The organism is Blochmannia endosymbiont of Camponotus pudorosus, assembly GCF_059934925.1.
Map to the genome: position 1 here is coordinate 311,982 of NZ_CP011793.1, position 16,794 is coordinate 328,775.

The 16,794-nt window shown below is 26.6% G+C and carries 13 protein-coding genes and 1 pseudogene; 10 read left to right on the top strand and 4 right to left on the bottom strand.

All coding sequences use genetic code 11. From position 1 onward, the window contains the following. The first annotated feature begins 4 nt into the window (after positions 1-4). From fabZ to tilS, 7 genes are all read left to right on the top strand, one after another. Positions 5-463 carry a 3-hydroxyacyl-ACP dehydratase FabZ gene (fabZ, locus tag Bpudo544_RS01425; protein ID WP_500825564.1) on the top strand — a complete coding sequence of 153 codons (459 nt, stop codon included), beginning with the start codon at positions 5-7 and terminating at the stop codon, positions 461-463. 4 nt (positions 464-467) lie between these two features. Further along, on the top strand, positions 468-1,256 hold the full coding sequence (gene lpxA / locus Bpudo544_RS01430) for an acyl-ACP--UDP-N-acetylglucosamine O-acyltransferase (RefSeq protein WP_500825565.1): 789 nt from the start codon (positions 468-470) through the stop codon (positions 1,254-1,256). Positions 1,257-1,260: 4 nt separating this feature from the next. After that, the gene (gene lpxB, locus Bpudo544_RS01435; RefSeq protein ID WP_500825566.1) at positions 1,261-2,418 is read left to right on the top strand and encodes a lipid-A-disaccharide synthase; all 1,158 of its coding nucleotides are present in this window, start codon (positions 1,261-1,263) and stop codon (positions 2,416-2,418) included. Between the two features lie 18 nt (positions 2,419-2,436). After that, positions 2,437-3,069: a ribonuclease HII gene (gene rnhB, locus Bpudo544_RS01440; RefSeq protein WP_500825567.1), complete on the top strand. Its 633-nt coding sequence runs from the start codon at positions 2,437-2,439 to the stop codon at positions 3,067-3,069. Positions 3,070-3,141: 72 nt separating this feature from the next. Beyond that, positions 3,142-6,645 (top strand): DNA polymerase III subunit alpha, encoded by a 3,504-nt coding sequence (dnaE, locus tag Bpudo544_RS01445; protein WP_500825631.1) that lies wholly within the window; start codon positions 3,142-3,144, stop codon positions 6,643-6,645. Positions 6,646-6,664: 19 nt separating this feature from the next. Then, a complete protein-coding gene (gene accA / locus Bpudo544_RS01450; RefSeq protein ID WP_500825568.1) occupies positions 6,665-7,624 on the top strand; it encodes an acetyl-CoA carboxylase carboxyl transferase subunit alpha in 960 nt (319 codons plus the stop codon). 84 nt (positions 7,625-7,708) lie between these two features. After that, on the top strand, positions 7,709-9,328 hold the full coding sequence (gene tilS / locus Bpudo544_RS01455) for a tRNA lysidine(34) synthetase TilS (protein ID WP_500825569.1): 1,620 nt from the start codon (positions 7,709-7,711) through the stop codon (positions 9,326-9,328). Between the two features lie 62 nt (positions 9,329-9,390). On the opposite strand, the gene Bpudo544_RS01460 is transcribed toward tilS, so the two are convergent. Then, entirely contained in the window at positions 9,391-11,151 is a 1,761-nt protein-coding gene (locus Bpudo544_RS01460; RefSeq protein ID WP_500825570.1) for a proline--tRNA ligase, read from the bottom strand. Positions 11,152-11,342: 191 nt separating this feature from the next. Between Bpudo544_RS01460 and gmhB the strand changes: the two are divergent. Further along, a pseudogene (gmhB, locus tag Bpudo544_RS01465) lies at positions 11,343-11,920 on the top strand (D-glycero-beta-D-manno-heptose 1,7-bisphosphate 7-phosphatase). Between the two features lie 172 nt (positions 11,921-12,092). Here the strand turns inward: gmhB and accC are convergent. Genes accC through aroQ form a run of 3 tightly spaced genes read right to left on the bottom strand, consistent with a single transcriptional unit; the run spans position 12,093 to position 14,409 of the window. Then, on the bottom strand, positions 12,093-13,460 hold the full coding sequence (accC, locus tag Bpudo544_RS01470; protein ID WP_500825571.1) for an acetyl-CoA carboxylase biotin carboxylase subunit: 1,368 nt from the start codon (positions 13,458-13,460) through the stop codon (positions 12,093-12,095). Between the two features lie 17 nt (positions 13,461-13,477). Then, on the bottom strand, positions 13,478-13,933 hold the full coding sequence (gene accB / locus Bpudo544_RS01475; RefSeq protein ID WP_500825572.1) for an acetyl-CoA carboxylase biotin carboxyl carrier protein: 456 nt from the start codon (positions 13,931-13,933) through the stop codon (positions 13,478-13,480). A gap of 35 nt (positions 13,934-13,968) precedes the next feature. After that, positions 13,969-14,409 carry a type II 3-dehydroquinate dehydratase gene (aroQ, locus tag Bpudo544_RS01480; protein ID WP_500825573.1) on the bottom strand — a complete coding sequence of 147 codons (441 nt, stop codon included), beginning with the start codon at positions 14,407-14,409 and terminating at the stop codon, positions 13,969-13,971. Between the two features lie 346 nt (positions 14,410-14,755). Here aroQ and Bpudo544_RS01485 point away from each other — a divergent pair, with 346 nt between their 5' ends. Continuing rightward, positions 14,756-15,799 (top strand): rod shape-determining protein, encoded by a 1,044-nt coding sequence (locus Bpudo544_RS01485; RefSeq protein ID WP_500825574.1) that lies wholly within the window; start codon positions 14,756-14,758, stop codon positions 15,797-15,799. Positions 15,800-15,903: 104 nt separating this feature from the next. Beyond that, positions 15,904-16,734 carry a rod shape-determining protein MreC gene (gene mreC, locus Bpudo544_RS01490; RefSeq protein ID WP_500825575.1) on the top strand — a complete coding sequence of 277 codons (831 nt, stop codon included), beginning with the start codon at positions 15,904-15,906 and terminating at the stop codon, positions 16,732-16,734. Positions 16,735-16,794 lie beyond the last annotated feature (60 nt).

The following is a 16,794-nucleotide window of genomic DNA, read 5'->3' on the forward strand; positions in this document are numbered from 1 at the left end:
AATTTTGGTTACTAATACTAGCAGCGTATTATCTATAGAAGAGATCTTAAAGCTTTTACCACATCGTTTTCCATTTTTATTAATAGATCGAGTAATTCATTTTAAAAAAGGAAAATTTTTAAAAGCATTGAAAAATGTTTCATTTAATGAGCCTTTTTTTCAAGGTCATTTTCCAGGAAAACCTATTTTCCCAGGAGTTTTAATTTTAGAAGCTATGGCTCAAGCTACGGGAATTTTAGCATTTAAAAGCACAGGAAAATTAAAACCTGGAGAATTATATTATTTTGCGGCTATAGATGAAGCTCGTTTTAAAAAACCAGTTCAACCTGGGGATCAGATGATATTGAATGTTGAATTCATTAAAGAAAGATGTGGAATTGCTCGGTTTAAAGGAGTAGCAACAGTAAACGAGAAAATGGCATGTGAAGCATCAATGATGTGTGCTCGTCGTAAGGAAATTTAAGTTAATGATTAATTCATCTGCTATTGTCCATCCATCATCTATAATAGAAAAAGGAGCAAAAATTTATAATAATGTATACGTTGGGCCGTTTTGTTTTATTGGCAATCATGTTGAAATAGGAGCTCGAACTATATTGAAATCGCATATTGTGGTTGATGGTATTACTCAAATCGGAGAAGATAATCAAGTTTATCAATTTGCTTCTTTAGGAGAAATCAATCAAGATTTGAAATATTCAAGAGAACCTACTAAAATAGAGATTGGGAATTTTAATCAAATTAGAGAAAACGTTACTATTCATCGAGGTACTATACAAGGAGGTGGAGTTACTACAATAGGGAATGGTAATTTATTTATGATTAATGTTCATATTGCTCATGATTGTATAATTGGCAATAATTGCATAATGGCTAATAATGTTACATTAGGAGGTCATGTCACAGTGGATGATCACGTTATTATAGGAGGTATGACCGCTATTCATCAGTTTTGTTTAATTGGTGCATACGTTATGATTGGAGGGTGTTCCGGAGTAGTACAAGATATTCCTCCATTTATAATAGCTCAAGGAAATCATGCGACTCCTTTTGGTTTAAATATTGAAGGATTAAAACGAAAAGGATTTAGTCGATCTTCTATTCATGCAATTAGAAATGCTTATAAAATTCTTTATCGTAGTAATAAAACTATTGAAGAAGCAAAAACAGCTTTGAAATTGTTGTCCGTAGAATATCCTATTATTAATAAATTTATTAGTTTTTTAACTAGATCTCAACGAGGAATTATTCGTTAATTTTATGATTAATCATCGTTCTATTTTAATTGGTATGGTAGCGGGAGAAAATTCTGGAGATATTTTGGGAGTTGGTTTAATAAAATCATTAAAAAGACATTTAAAAAATGTATATTTTTTTGGTATAGGTGGTGTACGTATGCGTTCAGAAAACATGGAATGTTGGTATATGACTGAAGAGTTATCAGTAATGGGTATCACTGATATAATTTTTAAACTACCTAAATTAATAAATATTAGAAGGGATTTAATTAGTCGATTTATAAAATTAAATTTAGATATTTTTATTGGTATTGATTTTCCAGATTTTAATATTTCTTTAGAGTATAGTTTAAAAAAGAAAGGCATTTATACGATCCATTACGTAAGTCCTTCAATATGGGCATGGAGGATCAATCGTATTTTTTATTTAAAAAAAGCTACTCATAGTGTTTTATTACTTTTTCCTTTCGAAAAGTCAATTTATAATTATTTTAATGTACCGTGTCAATTTGTTGGACATACTTTAGCTGATTTAATCCCATTAAATCCTAATAAAAAAAAAATTCGCCAAAAATTAGGTATTTCTGTTTCTGGTAATAAACTTTATTTAGCAATGTTACCTGGAAGCAGAATGAAAGAAATTCAAATGTTAACTAAAAATTTTTTATCATGTGTTAAATTATTAAACAATCATGTATCTAATCTTGAAATATTAGTACCATTACATGATCAAAAATTAATTGATCGGTTTATTAAATTATCTTCATCTATTTCAATGCAAATAAAAATTCTAAATACTCAAAAGGCATGGGAAATAATGATTGCAGCTGATGTAGCTTTAGTAACATCTGGAACAGCGACATTAGAGTGTATGTTAGCAAAATGTCCTATGGTAGTAGCTTATCGCATGAATCCTGTAACTTTTATGTGTGTTAAAAATTTAATAAAAATACCTTGGATATCTTTACCAAATTTAATAGCTGGGAAAAAAATAGTACCAGAATTTATTCAAAAAGAATGTAGTCCTGAAAATTTATCTATGGCTTTATTAACTTTATTAAATTATAATAAAATACAGCGTTTAAAATTAAAAAAAATTTTTTATCAGATACATCAATCTATTAAATTAAATGCAGATGAAAAAGCAACTCATGAAATTTTAAAATTTATAAAAATTTAATGGTATATATATTAAATAATGTGCAATACAAAACTATCAATTATTAAAATTAACAAATCCATGTTAATTGCTGGAGTAGATGAAGCAGGATGTGGATCTCTAGTAGGTTCGGTTGTGGCAGCAGCAGTAATATTCCCTCCATTTGATCAAAGAAAAATTAATATTATTGGTTTAACCGATTCTAAAATGATAAATAGTAAAAAAAGATTTCAGTTATATACAGAAATTAAGAAACACGCATTAAATTGGAGTATAGGTGTAGTTTCTGTTTCAGAAATTGATGATTTAAATATTTTACAAGCCAGATTATTAGCAATGAAACGTGCAGTTTTTAATTTATCCATTATTCCTGATTTAATTCTTGTAGATGGAAATAAAACACCATATTTTAAAAATATATTTTGTCAGTGTTTCGTAAAAGGTGATCTTTATATACCAGTAATTAGCGCTGCATCTATTATAGCAAAAGTTACACGGGATCAAGATATGAAGATATTAAATATGCAATATCCAAAATATGGCTTTAATCAAAATAAAGGATATCCTACAAAATTTCATTTAAAACAATTATATTCTTACGGACCGATAATACATCATCGAAAATCATTTTCTCCTATCAAATATATGATTAAAAATAATATTTATCTTTAATAATCTTAGATTGAGAGTGTTTGTAAACATGTTTATTGATATTGAACAATTAATATATTTTGAGCATTATTTATAATGTATCCTGCATTTATTCATTTACATACACATAGTGATTATTCTATGATTGATGGTATTGCTAAAATAAATGAGTTGGTTGAAAAAGCTGTCTCTTTAAACATGCCTGCATTAGCACTTACTGATTTTACTAATTTATTTGGTCTTATTAAATTTTATAATTATTCCTATAAATTAGGTGTAAAACCAATTATTGGGTCTGATTTTTTTATCCAAGATACATCATTAAATAGTATTAATTTTAATCAACTAACATGTTTAGTTATTAATAATCAAGGTTATCAAAATTTAATTCAATTAATTTCAAAAGCGTATAAGCATAAATCTAATACTGATGTTATTCCTATAATTCAAATGTCTTGGTTAAAAAAATATAATGAAGGTTTAATTTTACTTTCTGGAGGTCGTAATGGAGATATTGGAAAATTTTTATTAAAAGATAAAAAGAATCAAATAAATGAACGTTTATCTTTTTATAATAAATATTTTCCTAATAGATATTATATTGAACTAATTCGGACTGATCGGATACATGAAGAATTGTATTTGCAATTGGCGATAGAATTATCAAAAATTAAAGGATTGCCAGTAGTAGCTACTAATGATGTACGATTTATCGATAAAGCCGATTTTTCAGCACATGAGATTCGAGTTGCTATTTCCAAAGGGGTGATTGTGAATAAAATTCAAAAATTGAGTAAATATAGTTCACAACAATTCATGAAAAGTGCACAGGATATGTGCATTTTATTTAAAGATATACCAGAATCTTTAATAAATACTGTAGAAATTGCTCAAAGATGTAATTGTGTAATTAATTTACACGGATCTTTTTTACCAAAATTTCCTACAGGTTCTATGTCTACTAAAGATTTTTTTATTAAATGTGCTAAAAAAGGATTAGAAAATCGTTTATTAAATTTATTTCCTAATGTTAAAGATCGTAATATTAATAGAAAATCATATGATATAAGATTAACTCATGAATTAAATGTAATTAATCAAATGGGGTTTCCTGGATATTTTTTAATTGTCATGGAGTTTATTCAGTGGGCTAAGAGCAATAAAATTCCAGTGGGTCCTGGTAGGGGTTCTGGGGCTAGTTCATTAGTAGCTTATGTATTAAAAATCACTGAACTTGATCCCATAAAGTTTGATTTGTTATTTGAACGTTTTTTAAATCCAGAACGTATATCTATGCCAGATTTAGATATTGATTTTTGTATGGAACATCGGGATTTAGTTATTGATCATGTTGTACAAACTTATGGTACATATGCTGTAGCACAAATTATTACATTTGGCACCATGGCGGCTAAAGCAGTTATCCGAGATGTAGGCAGGGCATTAGGCTATCCTTATGTTTTTGTTAATAATATAGCTAAATTAATTCCCACTAAAATAGGTATAACATTAAACCAAGCCTGTTCTACAGTTACTCAGTTGAAACTAATGTATAATAATAATTTAGAAGTAAAAAAATTAGTCGATTTATCTTCTCAATTAGAAGGTATTATTAGAAATATTAGTAAGCATGCAGGAGGAGTAGTAATAGCTCCTAATAAAATTACTGATTTTTCTCCTTTATATTATGATAATGATCATACTCATCCTATGACTCAATTTGATAAAAATGATATAGAGCAGATTGGGTTGATAAAATTTGATTTCCTTGGACTACGTACTTTAACGATAATTGATCGATCTTTAAAGATGATTAATAATCTCAGACTTCAATCTAAATTAGATATTATTGATATTAATACAATACCATTAAATGATCAGAAAAGTTTTCATTTATTACAAACATCAGAAACTACTGGTATATTTCAGTTAGAATCTCGCGGGATAAAAGTATTAATTAAACGATTAAAACCAGATTGTTTTGAAGATTTAATAGCATTAATCGCGTTATTTCGACCAGGCCCTTTGCAATCAGGCATGGTAGATAATTTTATTAATCGAAAACATGGGTATGAAGCTATCTATTATCCTGATTCTCGATGGGAACATAAATCTTTGCGTCCTATATTAGAATCAACTTATGGAATTATTTTATATCAAGAACAAGTAATGCAAATTGCTCAAATTTTGTCTGGATATACTCTTGGAAAAGCAGATATACTAAGGCGGGCTATTGGTAAAAAGAAACCTGAAGATATGATAAAACAACGTTCAATTTTTATTAATGGTGCAGTTCGTAATGGTATAAATGAAATATTATCTAAAAAAATTTTTAGTCTTATGGAAAAATTTGCAGGTTATGGTTTTAATAAATCTCATTCTGCTGCTTACGCATTAATATCATACCAAACATTATGGTTAAAAACTCATTATTCTGCTGAATTCATGGCATCTACATTAAGCGCTGATATGGATAATTTAGATAAAATAATCATTTTATTAAATGAATGTAGAAGAATGGGGTTAAAAATTTTACCTCCAGATATTAATAATAGTCAGTATTATTTTTACGTAAATAAGAAAAAAGAAATTGTTTATGGAATTGGAGCAATTAAAGGAATAGGAAAGGCTACAATAGATTTAATTGTCGAGTCTCGTGATCGAAATGGAAAATTTAAGGGATTATTTGATTTTTGTGTTCGAACTGATAATTTAAAAATAAATTTTCGTATGATCGAAAAATTAATTTTTTCTGGATCATTTGATTCATTTGGGATACATCGATCTAAATTAATGTTTATATTAAAGGAAACAATAAATAATGCAACTCAATATATTAAAAGAAAAAATAGCAAACAAACAGACATGTTTGAAAAATATACAAACACTCATGTCACTAAATATAATATGTTAAATATAAATTGTACTGTAGATACAAAATGGAATAACCAAACTTTATTAGAAAAAGAAAAAGAAACTTTAGGATTATATTTAACTAATCATCCTGTTAATCATTATGTTAATGAAATTAAACAATATGTTCCTAATATAAATGAAATAAAAGATGTTTTATTAAAAAAAAATGAAAAAATGGTTTATGTTTTTGGATTACTTGTATCTATTCGTATAAAACTAAGTAAAAAAGGTAATTATACATTATTTGGTGTACTAGAAGATCAATATAATTATATAGAAATAATTGTATTTTCAAAATTACTTAAAAGATATCAATATTGTTTAAAAGAAAATCATTTGATTTGTGTTAATGGTATTTTTAATTATGATGTTATTCGTGATGTTTGTAAATTAATTGTATTAGAAGTACAGGATATTAATGATCTTCGTAAACGCTATGTTCGTAATTTGTCTATTATATTGGATCGGGAACATTGTAGTGAAAAACTATTACATGATATTTATAATTTTTTAAAAAAAAATCAATCTGGTAATATACCTGTATATTTTTTATATCAAATTAATGGAATACAAATTACGTTACATTGTCATCAAAAATGGAACATCATTTTAACTGATCAATTATTAATTACTTTACGTAACTTGGTTGGATATGATCAAGTTAAATTAGAATTGCATTAATTGAAGTAATAGGGGTATTATGGATTTAAATTTTCTTGATTTTGAGAAACCAATTTTGGATATAGAATCTAAAATTAACTCTTTAAATAAATTAGTGTATCAAGATGAAAAATTACCAGACAGTATTTATAAAGAAATAAATAATCTTAAGAAAAATCATGCAGAAACAATACAAAAAATTTTTTCTAATTTAAATTCGTGGCAAATTACACAATTAGCTCGACATCCATATCGACCACATACTTTAGATTATATAGAATATATTTTTGATGATTTTGATGAGTTATCTGGAGATCGAATATATGGAGACGATAAAGCTATTGTGGGAGGAATAGCAAGATTGGAATCTAGACCAGTTATGATTATCGGACATCAGAAAGGTCGGAATATTCAAGATAAAATTAAGCGTAATTTTGGAATGCCTGCTCCAGAAGGATATCGAAAAGCGTTACGGTTAATGAAATTGGCAGAAAGATTTAATATGCCGTTAATCACTTTTATAGATACACCAGGAGCTTATCCTGGAATAGGAGCTGAAAAACGAGGACAATCAACAGCAATTGCTAAAAATTTGTGCATCATGGGTACATTAAAAATACCTATCATTTGTACTGTTATTGGAGAAGGAGGATCAGGAGGAGCTTTAGCTATTGGCATAGGAGATAAAATTAATATGTTAGAATATAGTATATATTCTGTAATTTCTCCAGAAGGTTGTGCATCTATTTTATGGAAAAATTCTAAAAAAGCTCCTATTGCTGCAGAAGCAATGGGCATTACTTCTTATAAATTAAAAAAATTAAAACTTATCGATAATGTTATTTCTGAGCCACTAGGAGGAGCTCATCGAGATATATTAACTATATCTTTGTCTGTGAAAAAACAATTATTATTAGATTTAATTGAATTAGATTCTTTAAAATGGAAAAAACTTTTGAGTAAGAGATATCAAAAATTGATGAATTTTGGATATTATTAACATAATTTTTTATTTTATTGATATTAATTAAGAAATTCATGAAATATAGCGTCATGATAAATTATGTAATAATTTTTTATAAAAATGTTAAGAAATATTGATACCTTGATTTCAACACTTAATCTTTCATTAAAAGACAAGTATTTATATGATCAAGTGGCTTGTTGTATTTTTAAATATCACCATTTATTGTTATCTTATAGTGGAGGATTAGATTCTACAGTACTTTTAGATATATTAACAACTTTGTCAAAAAATGTTCAGATATGGATGAGATCAATAAAATTTCCATTATTTCTACGAGCTGTGTATGTACATCATGGATTAAGCGATAAAGCTAATGATTGGGCTAGTCATTGTGCTTATCAATGTAAAATTCGTGGAATACCTTTTGATGTGCTTTATATTCAATGTTGTGATTTGCATAAAAATAGATTAAGTAATGTTGAATCATTAGCACGAAAATTCCGTTATCAAGCATTATGCAATTATTTAAATGTAAATACAAGAGAGATATTATTAACTGCTCATCATATGGATGATCAGTTAGAAACTGTATTATTGGCCTTAAAAAGAGGCAGTGGTCCTTCTGGATTGTCTGGCATAGGAAAAGATATTTATTTAAAAAACAAAAATAATAATTATGAATATAAGTTGTTGCGTCCTTTATTAGGATGTTCTCGAATACAATTAGAAGAATATGCTTATAGAAGAAAATTGATATGGGTTAATGACGATACAAATATAAATACTCGTTTTGATCGTAATTTTTTACGTATAAAAATTATACCACTATTGAAAAAAAGATGGCCTTCTTTAAGTAAAGTAGTAACACGCACTGCTCAATTATGTAGAGATCAAGAAAATTTATTACATGAATTATTATTAGAATCTTTAAATAAATTAATCGATGTAGATGGTGCATTATTTTTTTTTCCTTTATTAAAATACAGTCATGCGAAAAGACAAGCATTATTACGTTATTGGTTAAGTAATTTTTACCTAAATATGCCATCTTATCGGTTATTAAATTGTATTTGGACTGAAGTTGCATTAAGTAAATCAGATGCTAAACCTATATTACATTTAGGGAAAAAACATATATGTAGTCGTTTTAGGAAAAAACTATATATTTTACCTGTTGATATGAAATTTTCTATAAATATACCCAAATTAACTTGGAATCCATCAAATAGAATTATGATGTTACCTTGTAATTTAGGATTATTAGTATTTCATCAATTTTATACAAAAAATTTATATTTTTATCAAAAAAAAATGAATATAAATAATAGTGTAGATATATTATCTACTTTCTTATTGAATAATTTTAAAAAAAATACTAAAGTTTTAACAAATTGTTTTATACGTGCTCCAAAAATTAATGAAAAAGTATTTATTAGATTCGGTAATATTTCTGGATTATTGTATATTGTTAACAGAAATCGAGGAAGATTGTTAAAAAAAATTTGGCAAGAATACAACATACCCCCATGGTTGCGTAGTCGAATACCATTATTATTCTATGATGATATCTTAATATCAGCAATAGGTATATTTATTACACAGGATGGAAGCATAGAAAAATTTGGAAGTAAGATGAAAAAGAATAACGACACAATTATCGTACAACAAGTAATTTGGATACAAGATGATTTAAGATATAATTTTTTTAAAGGTATTACTTATAGTATTTTAAAATAAAATGTATAGCGGATAGTAATACTATTTAAATTAATTAATATATATCTATATATGTAGATATATCAATTATGTATTAATTTTTTTGTTAAAAATTGTATTACCATATTAAGTTTAATTTTTATCGTTGTTCTAGTTTTTCGATGTTTATATTCTATTTCTTTATTTTCCAAATTATGATCACTAATAACAAGAACATGAGGTATTCCAATTAAATCTATATCAGCAAACATAACTCCAGGATTTTCTTTACGGTCATACATAAATACATCAGGCCCTATTATAGATAAAAATTGAGTATATAATTTTTCAGTAGTATTTTTTACATTTACGGAACGATACATATTAATTGGTATAATAGCTAATTTAAAAGGAGCAATTGCATCAGGCCAAATGATCCCATATTGATCATAGCTTTGCTCAATAATTGCTGGAATAATACGGGTAATTCCTATTCCATAACAGCCCATTGTGATGTTAATATTATATTTTTTATGTTTTTGAATACAATTATGTATACTTCGAGAATATTTATTTCCTAATTGAAAAATATGCCCTATTTCTATTTTATTTTGAATACATGATTCATCTTTTTCATTTTTAATATAATTGTTATATTGCAATTTATATAAATCTGCTACTTTAGGCAAGGGTAAATCTCGATTCCAATTTACTCCGAAAAAATATTTTCCTTCAATATTAGATTCAATAATAAAATCATTCATAGTTGCTACATTATAATCGATAATTAAAGGTATAGATAAATTGATAAAATTTAACAAAATTGGTTTTACTTTGATAATTTTTTCAATTTCTTGTGTGTTTAAAATAGATATTGGAAAAAGAATTTCTGGAATCATCGAAAGTTTTAAACTATCTAATTGATGATCAGATCGGATTACTAATCCTAAGAAATTATATAAATTATTTCTATATTTTTTATTAGATTTAACAATAATTATTTTTATAGTTTTATTAATAGGTAATTGAAATTGGTTTGGAAATTTTAAAATTGATGATATAACATTATGTTGTAGTGACATTTCTACTGATTTTATTATTTTATTAGGAAGTTTTGTTGTTAATTGTATTCTATTAAATATATTATTATATTTTAATAAATTATTTGATTGATTATGATATGATATTATAGAAATATGATTCTTTTTATTATTATGATTAGAAAAATACGATTGAAATTCATGTGATAATGTACCTCCTGTATTTCCAGGATCAGCTTGGTTAACATGAAAATTTAATCCAATACGGTTAAAAATAGTATGATATTGATGATATATTTTGTCATATGTATCTTGTAAGGATTGATGATTAATATGGAAAGAATAAGCATCTTTCATAATAAATTCTTTAGCTCGTATAGCGCCAAAACTTGGACGAATTTCGTCTCTATATTTAGTATGTATTTGGTATACTTTTATAGGAAATTGTTTGTAAGATGTAATTTCCTTGCAGATAAGATCAGAAATAATTTCTTCATGAGTTGGTCCTAGTATAAATTCTTGATTGGTGCGGTTTTTAAAACGCAATAATTCTGGTCCATATTCTACCCAACGTCCACTTTGCTTCCATAGTTTTGCTGGCTGAGTCATAGGCATTAATATTTCAATAAAACCAATATTGTTCATTGCATCTCGAACAATATTTTCTACTTTTCTTAATACACGCAATCCAATAGGAAGCCATGTATATAATCCAGATGATATTTGACGAATCATTCCAGATCTTAACATTAATTGATGACTAATTGTTTCGCAGCTTTTAGGTTTTTCTTTAAGAGTAGTTAATAAATATTGAGTAGCTCGCATTAATTGTAACCTATATAAAATAGATATTCTATTAATAGAATAATGTTAATATTTATTTTTATGTAACTATTTTATTATAGATACTTTAAAATAGCATTATAATATTTTATTTTAATTTGTGTTATTATCTTATTTGATAATATATTTAAAATTAATATTCAATCATTTTACTTACAGAAGTGATAGTAATTATGTACATTAAAAATGCTGTATTTTTGGATCGAGATGGAACTATGAATATTAATAACAATTATGTTTATAAAATTAATAATTTTTTTTTATTAATAATGTGATAAAAACATTATTAGAACTACAAGATATGGGTTTTATTTTAATTATAGTTACTAATCAATCTGGAATTGCTCGAGGTTTTTTTACTGAAAAACAGTTTTTGTATTTAACTGAATGGATGGTTCATTATTTAAAATTATATTCTGTACATATTAACGCAGTTTATTATTGTCCTCATCATATACAAGGAAAAATTAAAAAATTTAAACGATCTTGTTTTTGTCGAAAACCTAATCCAGGCATGTTAATAAGTGCAGAAAGATATTTTCATATTAATATGAGTCAATCTTATATGATAGGAGATTCAAAATATGATATGTTAGCAGGAACATTAGCACAGGTAGGGACAAAAGTGTTAATTAGAAGCAAAAATAATAATAAAATAACAGAAGAATTATCATTAATTACAGATTATGTAGTTGAAAGTTTAGAATATTTACCAAATATTATAAAAAATCATAGAAAAAATTTTGTATAAGTTTTCCAAAATTTTTAATAGATATACTTAATTTTATTAAGACAAGTAAATGATGATTTTATTATAGAATTCAATAATAATTATGTTATGAATAAAAAGTTAATATATTTTATTTTATGATTTATGTTATGTTTAATTTTTTTTAATATAAGGCACAGCTATGAAATAACTTTTAAGATTCTTGATTATGGGTATTAATTTTTTTTTCTAAGTAATGAATATTAATATCTTCACCTCTTATAAAAGATGCATCGGTTATAATTTTTAGATGTAATTCAATATTAGTTTTGATGCCTTCGATAATTAGTTCTAATAAAGCATTTTTCATACGAATTATAGCAATTTCTCGTGTTTTTCCAAAAGAAATCAATTTTCCTATCATTGAATCATAATGAGATGGAACTAAGTATCCAGAATAAATATGTGATTCCCAACGTACTCCTAATCCACCAGGAGGATGAAATCGAGTGATTCGTCCCGAACTAGGAATATAAGTATAAGGATCTTCTGCATTAATACGACATTCTATGGAATGTCCTATAGTATTGATTTCATTTTGTTTAATACTTAATGGATATCCAGAAGCAATTGTTAACTGATTCTGAACTAAATCAATACCAGTAATCATTTCAGTAATGGGGTGTTCTACTTGAATACGTGTGTTCATTTCAATAAAATAAAAATTACCATTTTCGTATAGGAATTCAAATGTACCTACACCTCTATATCCAATTTCTCGACACACCTGTACACATCGTTCTCCTATGAATATTCTCATTTCTGGAGAAATATTTGATGCAGGAGTTTCTTCAATTATTTTTTGATGCCTCCTTTGTATAGAACAATCTCGTTCTGTTAAATAAACAGCATTTCCTTTTCCATCAGATAAAATTTGTATTTCTATATGTCTTGGATTCTCTAAATATTTTTCTATATAAATAGAGTCGTTATTAAATATTTTTTTAGATTCCATCTTTACCATTTTTATTGCATTTTGTAAATCTGATTTTTTTTTAACAATACACATTCCTAATCCTCCGGCTCCATATGCTGATTTAATAATAACCGGATAATCAATGTTTATATTATTGACATCAATACAAGAGATTTGATTTATTTTTTCATTTATTTTATAGTTTTGTCCTGGAACAGATTTAACTCCTACTTTTTTCATAATAGAAATAGCAGAAATTTTATTGCTCATAAGCCGAATAGTTTCCGGACTAGGACCTATAAAAATAAATCCAGAACGCTCAACTTGTTCTGCAAAATCTGCATTTTCTGATAGAAATCCATAGCCAGGATGTATTCCTGTAGATCCTGTTATTTCTGCTGCAGAAATAATAGCAGGAATATTTAAATAACTATCAGTTATAGAAGGCAGTCCTATACAAACAGTTTCATCAGATAAAAGAACATGTTTTAAATCTCTATCTATAGTAGAATGTACAGCTACTGTTTTGATTTTCAATTCTTTACAAGAACGTAAAATACGTAATGCTATTTCTCCTCTATTTGCAATAACAATTTTATTTAACATGTGTTTTATTATGTTCCCTATGTTATGTTTATTATTAATAAGGGTTCTTCAAATTCTACTGGTTTCCCATCATCTACTAAAATAGTATGTATTATACCTGACTTTTCGGATTGAATTTGATTCATTACTTTCATAGCTTCAATAATACATAATGTATCTCCTATTTCAACTGATTGTCCAGTAAGTACGAATGGTTTATCATGCGGAGTAGATGCTCTATAAAATATACCTACCATGGGAGATCGTACTATATATGTATCATTTGTATTTAAGAATTCATGGTAATTTTCTTTGTTTATCGTGTTAGATAACATCTCTGTTTTTTTTGTAGTAGAAATGAAATCAGGTTTTGAAGATATTTTATGTTCAGATCGAATGATACGTATTGTTTTTTTTCCTTCAGTGATTTCTAGTGTAGAAATATTAGATGACTCTACTAATTCTATTAATTTTTTTATTTTACGAATATCCATGATTATAAACTTACCATTTAATATATTTAATTTTATTATCGATTAGATAAATATTGATGTGCCATATGTAAAGAAAATTGGTATCCTGATTCTCCAAAACCACAAATAACTCCAATAGCAATATCAGATAAGTAAGAATGTTGTCTAAATTTTTCTCTTTTATATATATTAGAGAGATGAATTTCAATAAAAGCGATATTTACAGATAATAATGCATCTCTTAATGCTATACTAGTATGAGTAAAAGCAGCTGGATTAATAATTATAAAATCTATGTTTTTATAATTATCATGTATACAGTCAATTAATTTATGTTCTGCATTAGATTGAAAATGATTTAGGATCATCCCTAAAGATCGAGCAGTTTTATTTAAATTTGATACGATTTTAGATAAACTGCTATATCCATACACGTTTGGTTCTCGTATTCCTAATAAATTTAAATTAGGACCATTTATTAATAGTAATTTAAACATAGTATCTAAATTAAATATTTTATAAATTCTAAACTGAAATATGGTATCATAAAATTGATATGAAAGAAATATACGCATATATATTTTTATATTTACTTTAGTAAATGCGTTTTTTAATATAAAATAATTAATATAGTAGTATATAAAGATATTAGTTTTTGGTAAATATATGTTTATAATATATTATTTTATTTATATAAAATAAAATAATATAAGTATATAAAATATAGAGCTTTTCTTTGTAATGAAAGAGTAATGGGGTACATATAAGTTGAGATATTTGATATAAGAATTATTTTATAATTGTTTAATTTTATTAAAGTCGACGATATTTTTTAATATAGATATGTTTAAAAAATTTAGAGGTATTTTCTCAAGTGATTTATCTATTGATTTAGGAACAGCAAACACTCTGATTTATTTAAAGGGGCAAGGAATTGTGTTAAATGAGCCTTCTGTTGTTGCTATTCGTCAAGATCGTGGAGGAATTCCAAAAAGTGTAGCAGCTGTTGGTTATGCAGCAAAACAAATGTTAGGCCGTACTCCAGGCAATATAGTCGCTATACGCCCTATGAAAGATGGAGTAATTGCTGATTTTTTTGTTACTGAAAAAATGTTACAACATTTCATAAAGAAAGTGCATAGTAACAGTTTTATGCGACCTAGCCCAAGAGTACTGGTATGTGTTCCAGTTGGCGCAACTCAAGTTGAACGTAGAGCAATTCGTGAATCTGCACAGGGAGCAGGAGCTCGTGAAGTTTTTTTAATAGAAGAACCTATGGCAGCAGCTATAGGAGCTGGTCTTCCAGTGTCTGAAGCCACTGGATCTATGGTAGTAGATATTGGAGGAGGTACTACTGAAGTTGCTGTAATTTCATTAAATGGGGTTGTATATTCATCTTCTGTAAGAATTGGTGGAGATCGTTTTGATGAATCAATAATTAGTTATGTGCGTCGTCATTATGGATCTTTAATCGGAGAAGTAACTTCAGAAAGAATAAAACATACTATAGGATCTGCTTATTTAGATGAAGAACTTCGGGAAATAGAAGTGCGTGGACGAAATTTGGCAGAAGGCATACCAAAAAGTTTTACATTAAATAATCATGAAATTTTAGAAGCATTACAGGAACCATTAACCGGTATTGTTAGCGCTGTCATGGCCGCTTTGGAACAATGTCCTCCGGAATTGGCTTCTGATATTTCTGAATATGGAATGGTATTAACTGGAGGAGGAGCATTATTAAAAAATATTGATCGATTATTACTTAAAGAAACTAGTATTCCTGTAGTTATAGCAGAAGATCCTTTAACTTGTGTTGCTCGTGGAGGAGGTAAAGCGCTAGATATGATAGATCTTCATGGTAAAGATTTATTGAGTGAAGAATAAAAATTATTTAATAATTTTTATTTAGTTGTAATATTTATAATGTTTTATATATGTATATATAATTTTTGAATTAACAGGAATTATATCATTATAGGTATGGTGTTGTGTTTTATAGTAAAATCGTTAAGAAGATTCCTTATTTAGAATTACGTTTAGTTATAGCGATATTAACATCAGTCACAATGGTAATTACTGATAATAAATTTAATGTTTTTTTATCATTTAGAAATTATATAACAAATTATATTTATTTATTTTATTATTTATGTGATAAACCAACTTATATACTGCATTTTATAATAAAAGCATTGATAGAATATAAAGAATTAATTGCAGAAAATGATAAATTAAAAAAAGAATTGTTCCTGAAAAACAGTGAATTATTATTGATGGATTGGTATAAACAAGAAAATTGCAAATTGCATGCATTACTTAATTCTCCTGTGTATCAGGAGAAACGTAAATTAATTACTAAAATAATTTTTTTGAATGCAGAACCTAATAATACACAAGCAATAATTAATCAAGGCATAAATAAAAATATATATATTGGCCAACCTGTTATTTCTGATTTAGGAGTAATAGGCCAAGTAATTTCAGTTAATAATACTAGTAGTCGAGTTTTATTAATTTTTGATCCTAAGCATGCTTTATCTGTACGGTTAAAACGTCATAATAGTAATAACGTTCATATGATATTAATGGGCCATGGACCTCATTCTGATTTATATGCAGAATATTCCGGGAATTCTGCTGATATATGCATTGGTGATATATTGATTACATCTGGATTAGATGGTTGTTTTCCAGAAGGATGTCCAGTAGCACAAGTTTCTAATATAAAATTTGATTTAGAACAAGATTGCACTGTTATTCGAGCTAAACCTGTAGTTAATTTTCAACATTTGCGTTATGCCATGTTATTCTGGGAATAGTTGTTATTGTAAATCTTTATAATAAAATTTAGTGGATTTATTCATATAACTATATATGAG

Bases quoted from the DNA above. Each gene is read 5' to 3' on its own strand.
- lpxA (WP_500825565.1), top strand. From the start codon at position 468: ATGATTAATTCATCTGCTATTGTCCATCCATCATCTATAATAGAAAAA.
- lpxB (WP_500825566.1), top strand. From the start codon at position 1,261: ATGATTAATCATCGTTCTATTTTAATTGGTATGGTAGCGGGAGAAAAT.
- rnhB (WP_500825567.1), top strand. From the start codon at position 2,437: ATGTGCAATACAAAACTATCAATTATTAAAATTAACAAATCCATGTTA.
- accA (WP_500825568.1), top strand. From the start codon at position 6,665: ATGGATTTAAATTTTCTTGATTTTGAGAAACCAATTTTGGATATAGAA.
- tilS (WP_500825569.1), top strand. From the start codon at position 7,709: ATGTTAAGAAATATTGATACCTTGATTTCAACACTTAATCTTTCATTA.
- Bpudo544_RS01460 (WP_500825570.1), bottom strand. From the start codon at position 11,151: ATGCGAGCTACTCAATATTTATTAACTACTCTTAAAGAAAAACCTAAA.
- accC (WP_500825571.1), bottom strand. From the start codon at position 13,460: ATGTTAAATAAAATTGTTATTGCAAATAGAGGAGAAATAGCATTACGT.
- accB (WP_500825572.1), bottom strand. From the start codon at position 13,933: ATGGATATTCGTAAAATAAAAAAATTAATAGAATTAGTAGAGTCATCT.
- aroQ (WP_500825573.1), bottom strand. From the start codon at position 14,409: ATGTTTAAATTACTATTAATAAATGGTCCTAATTTAAATTTATTAGGA.
- Bpudo544_RS01485 (WP_500825574.1), top strand. From the start codon at position 14,756: ATGTTTAAAAAATTTAGAGGTATTTTCTCAAGTGATTTATCTATTGAT.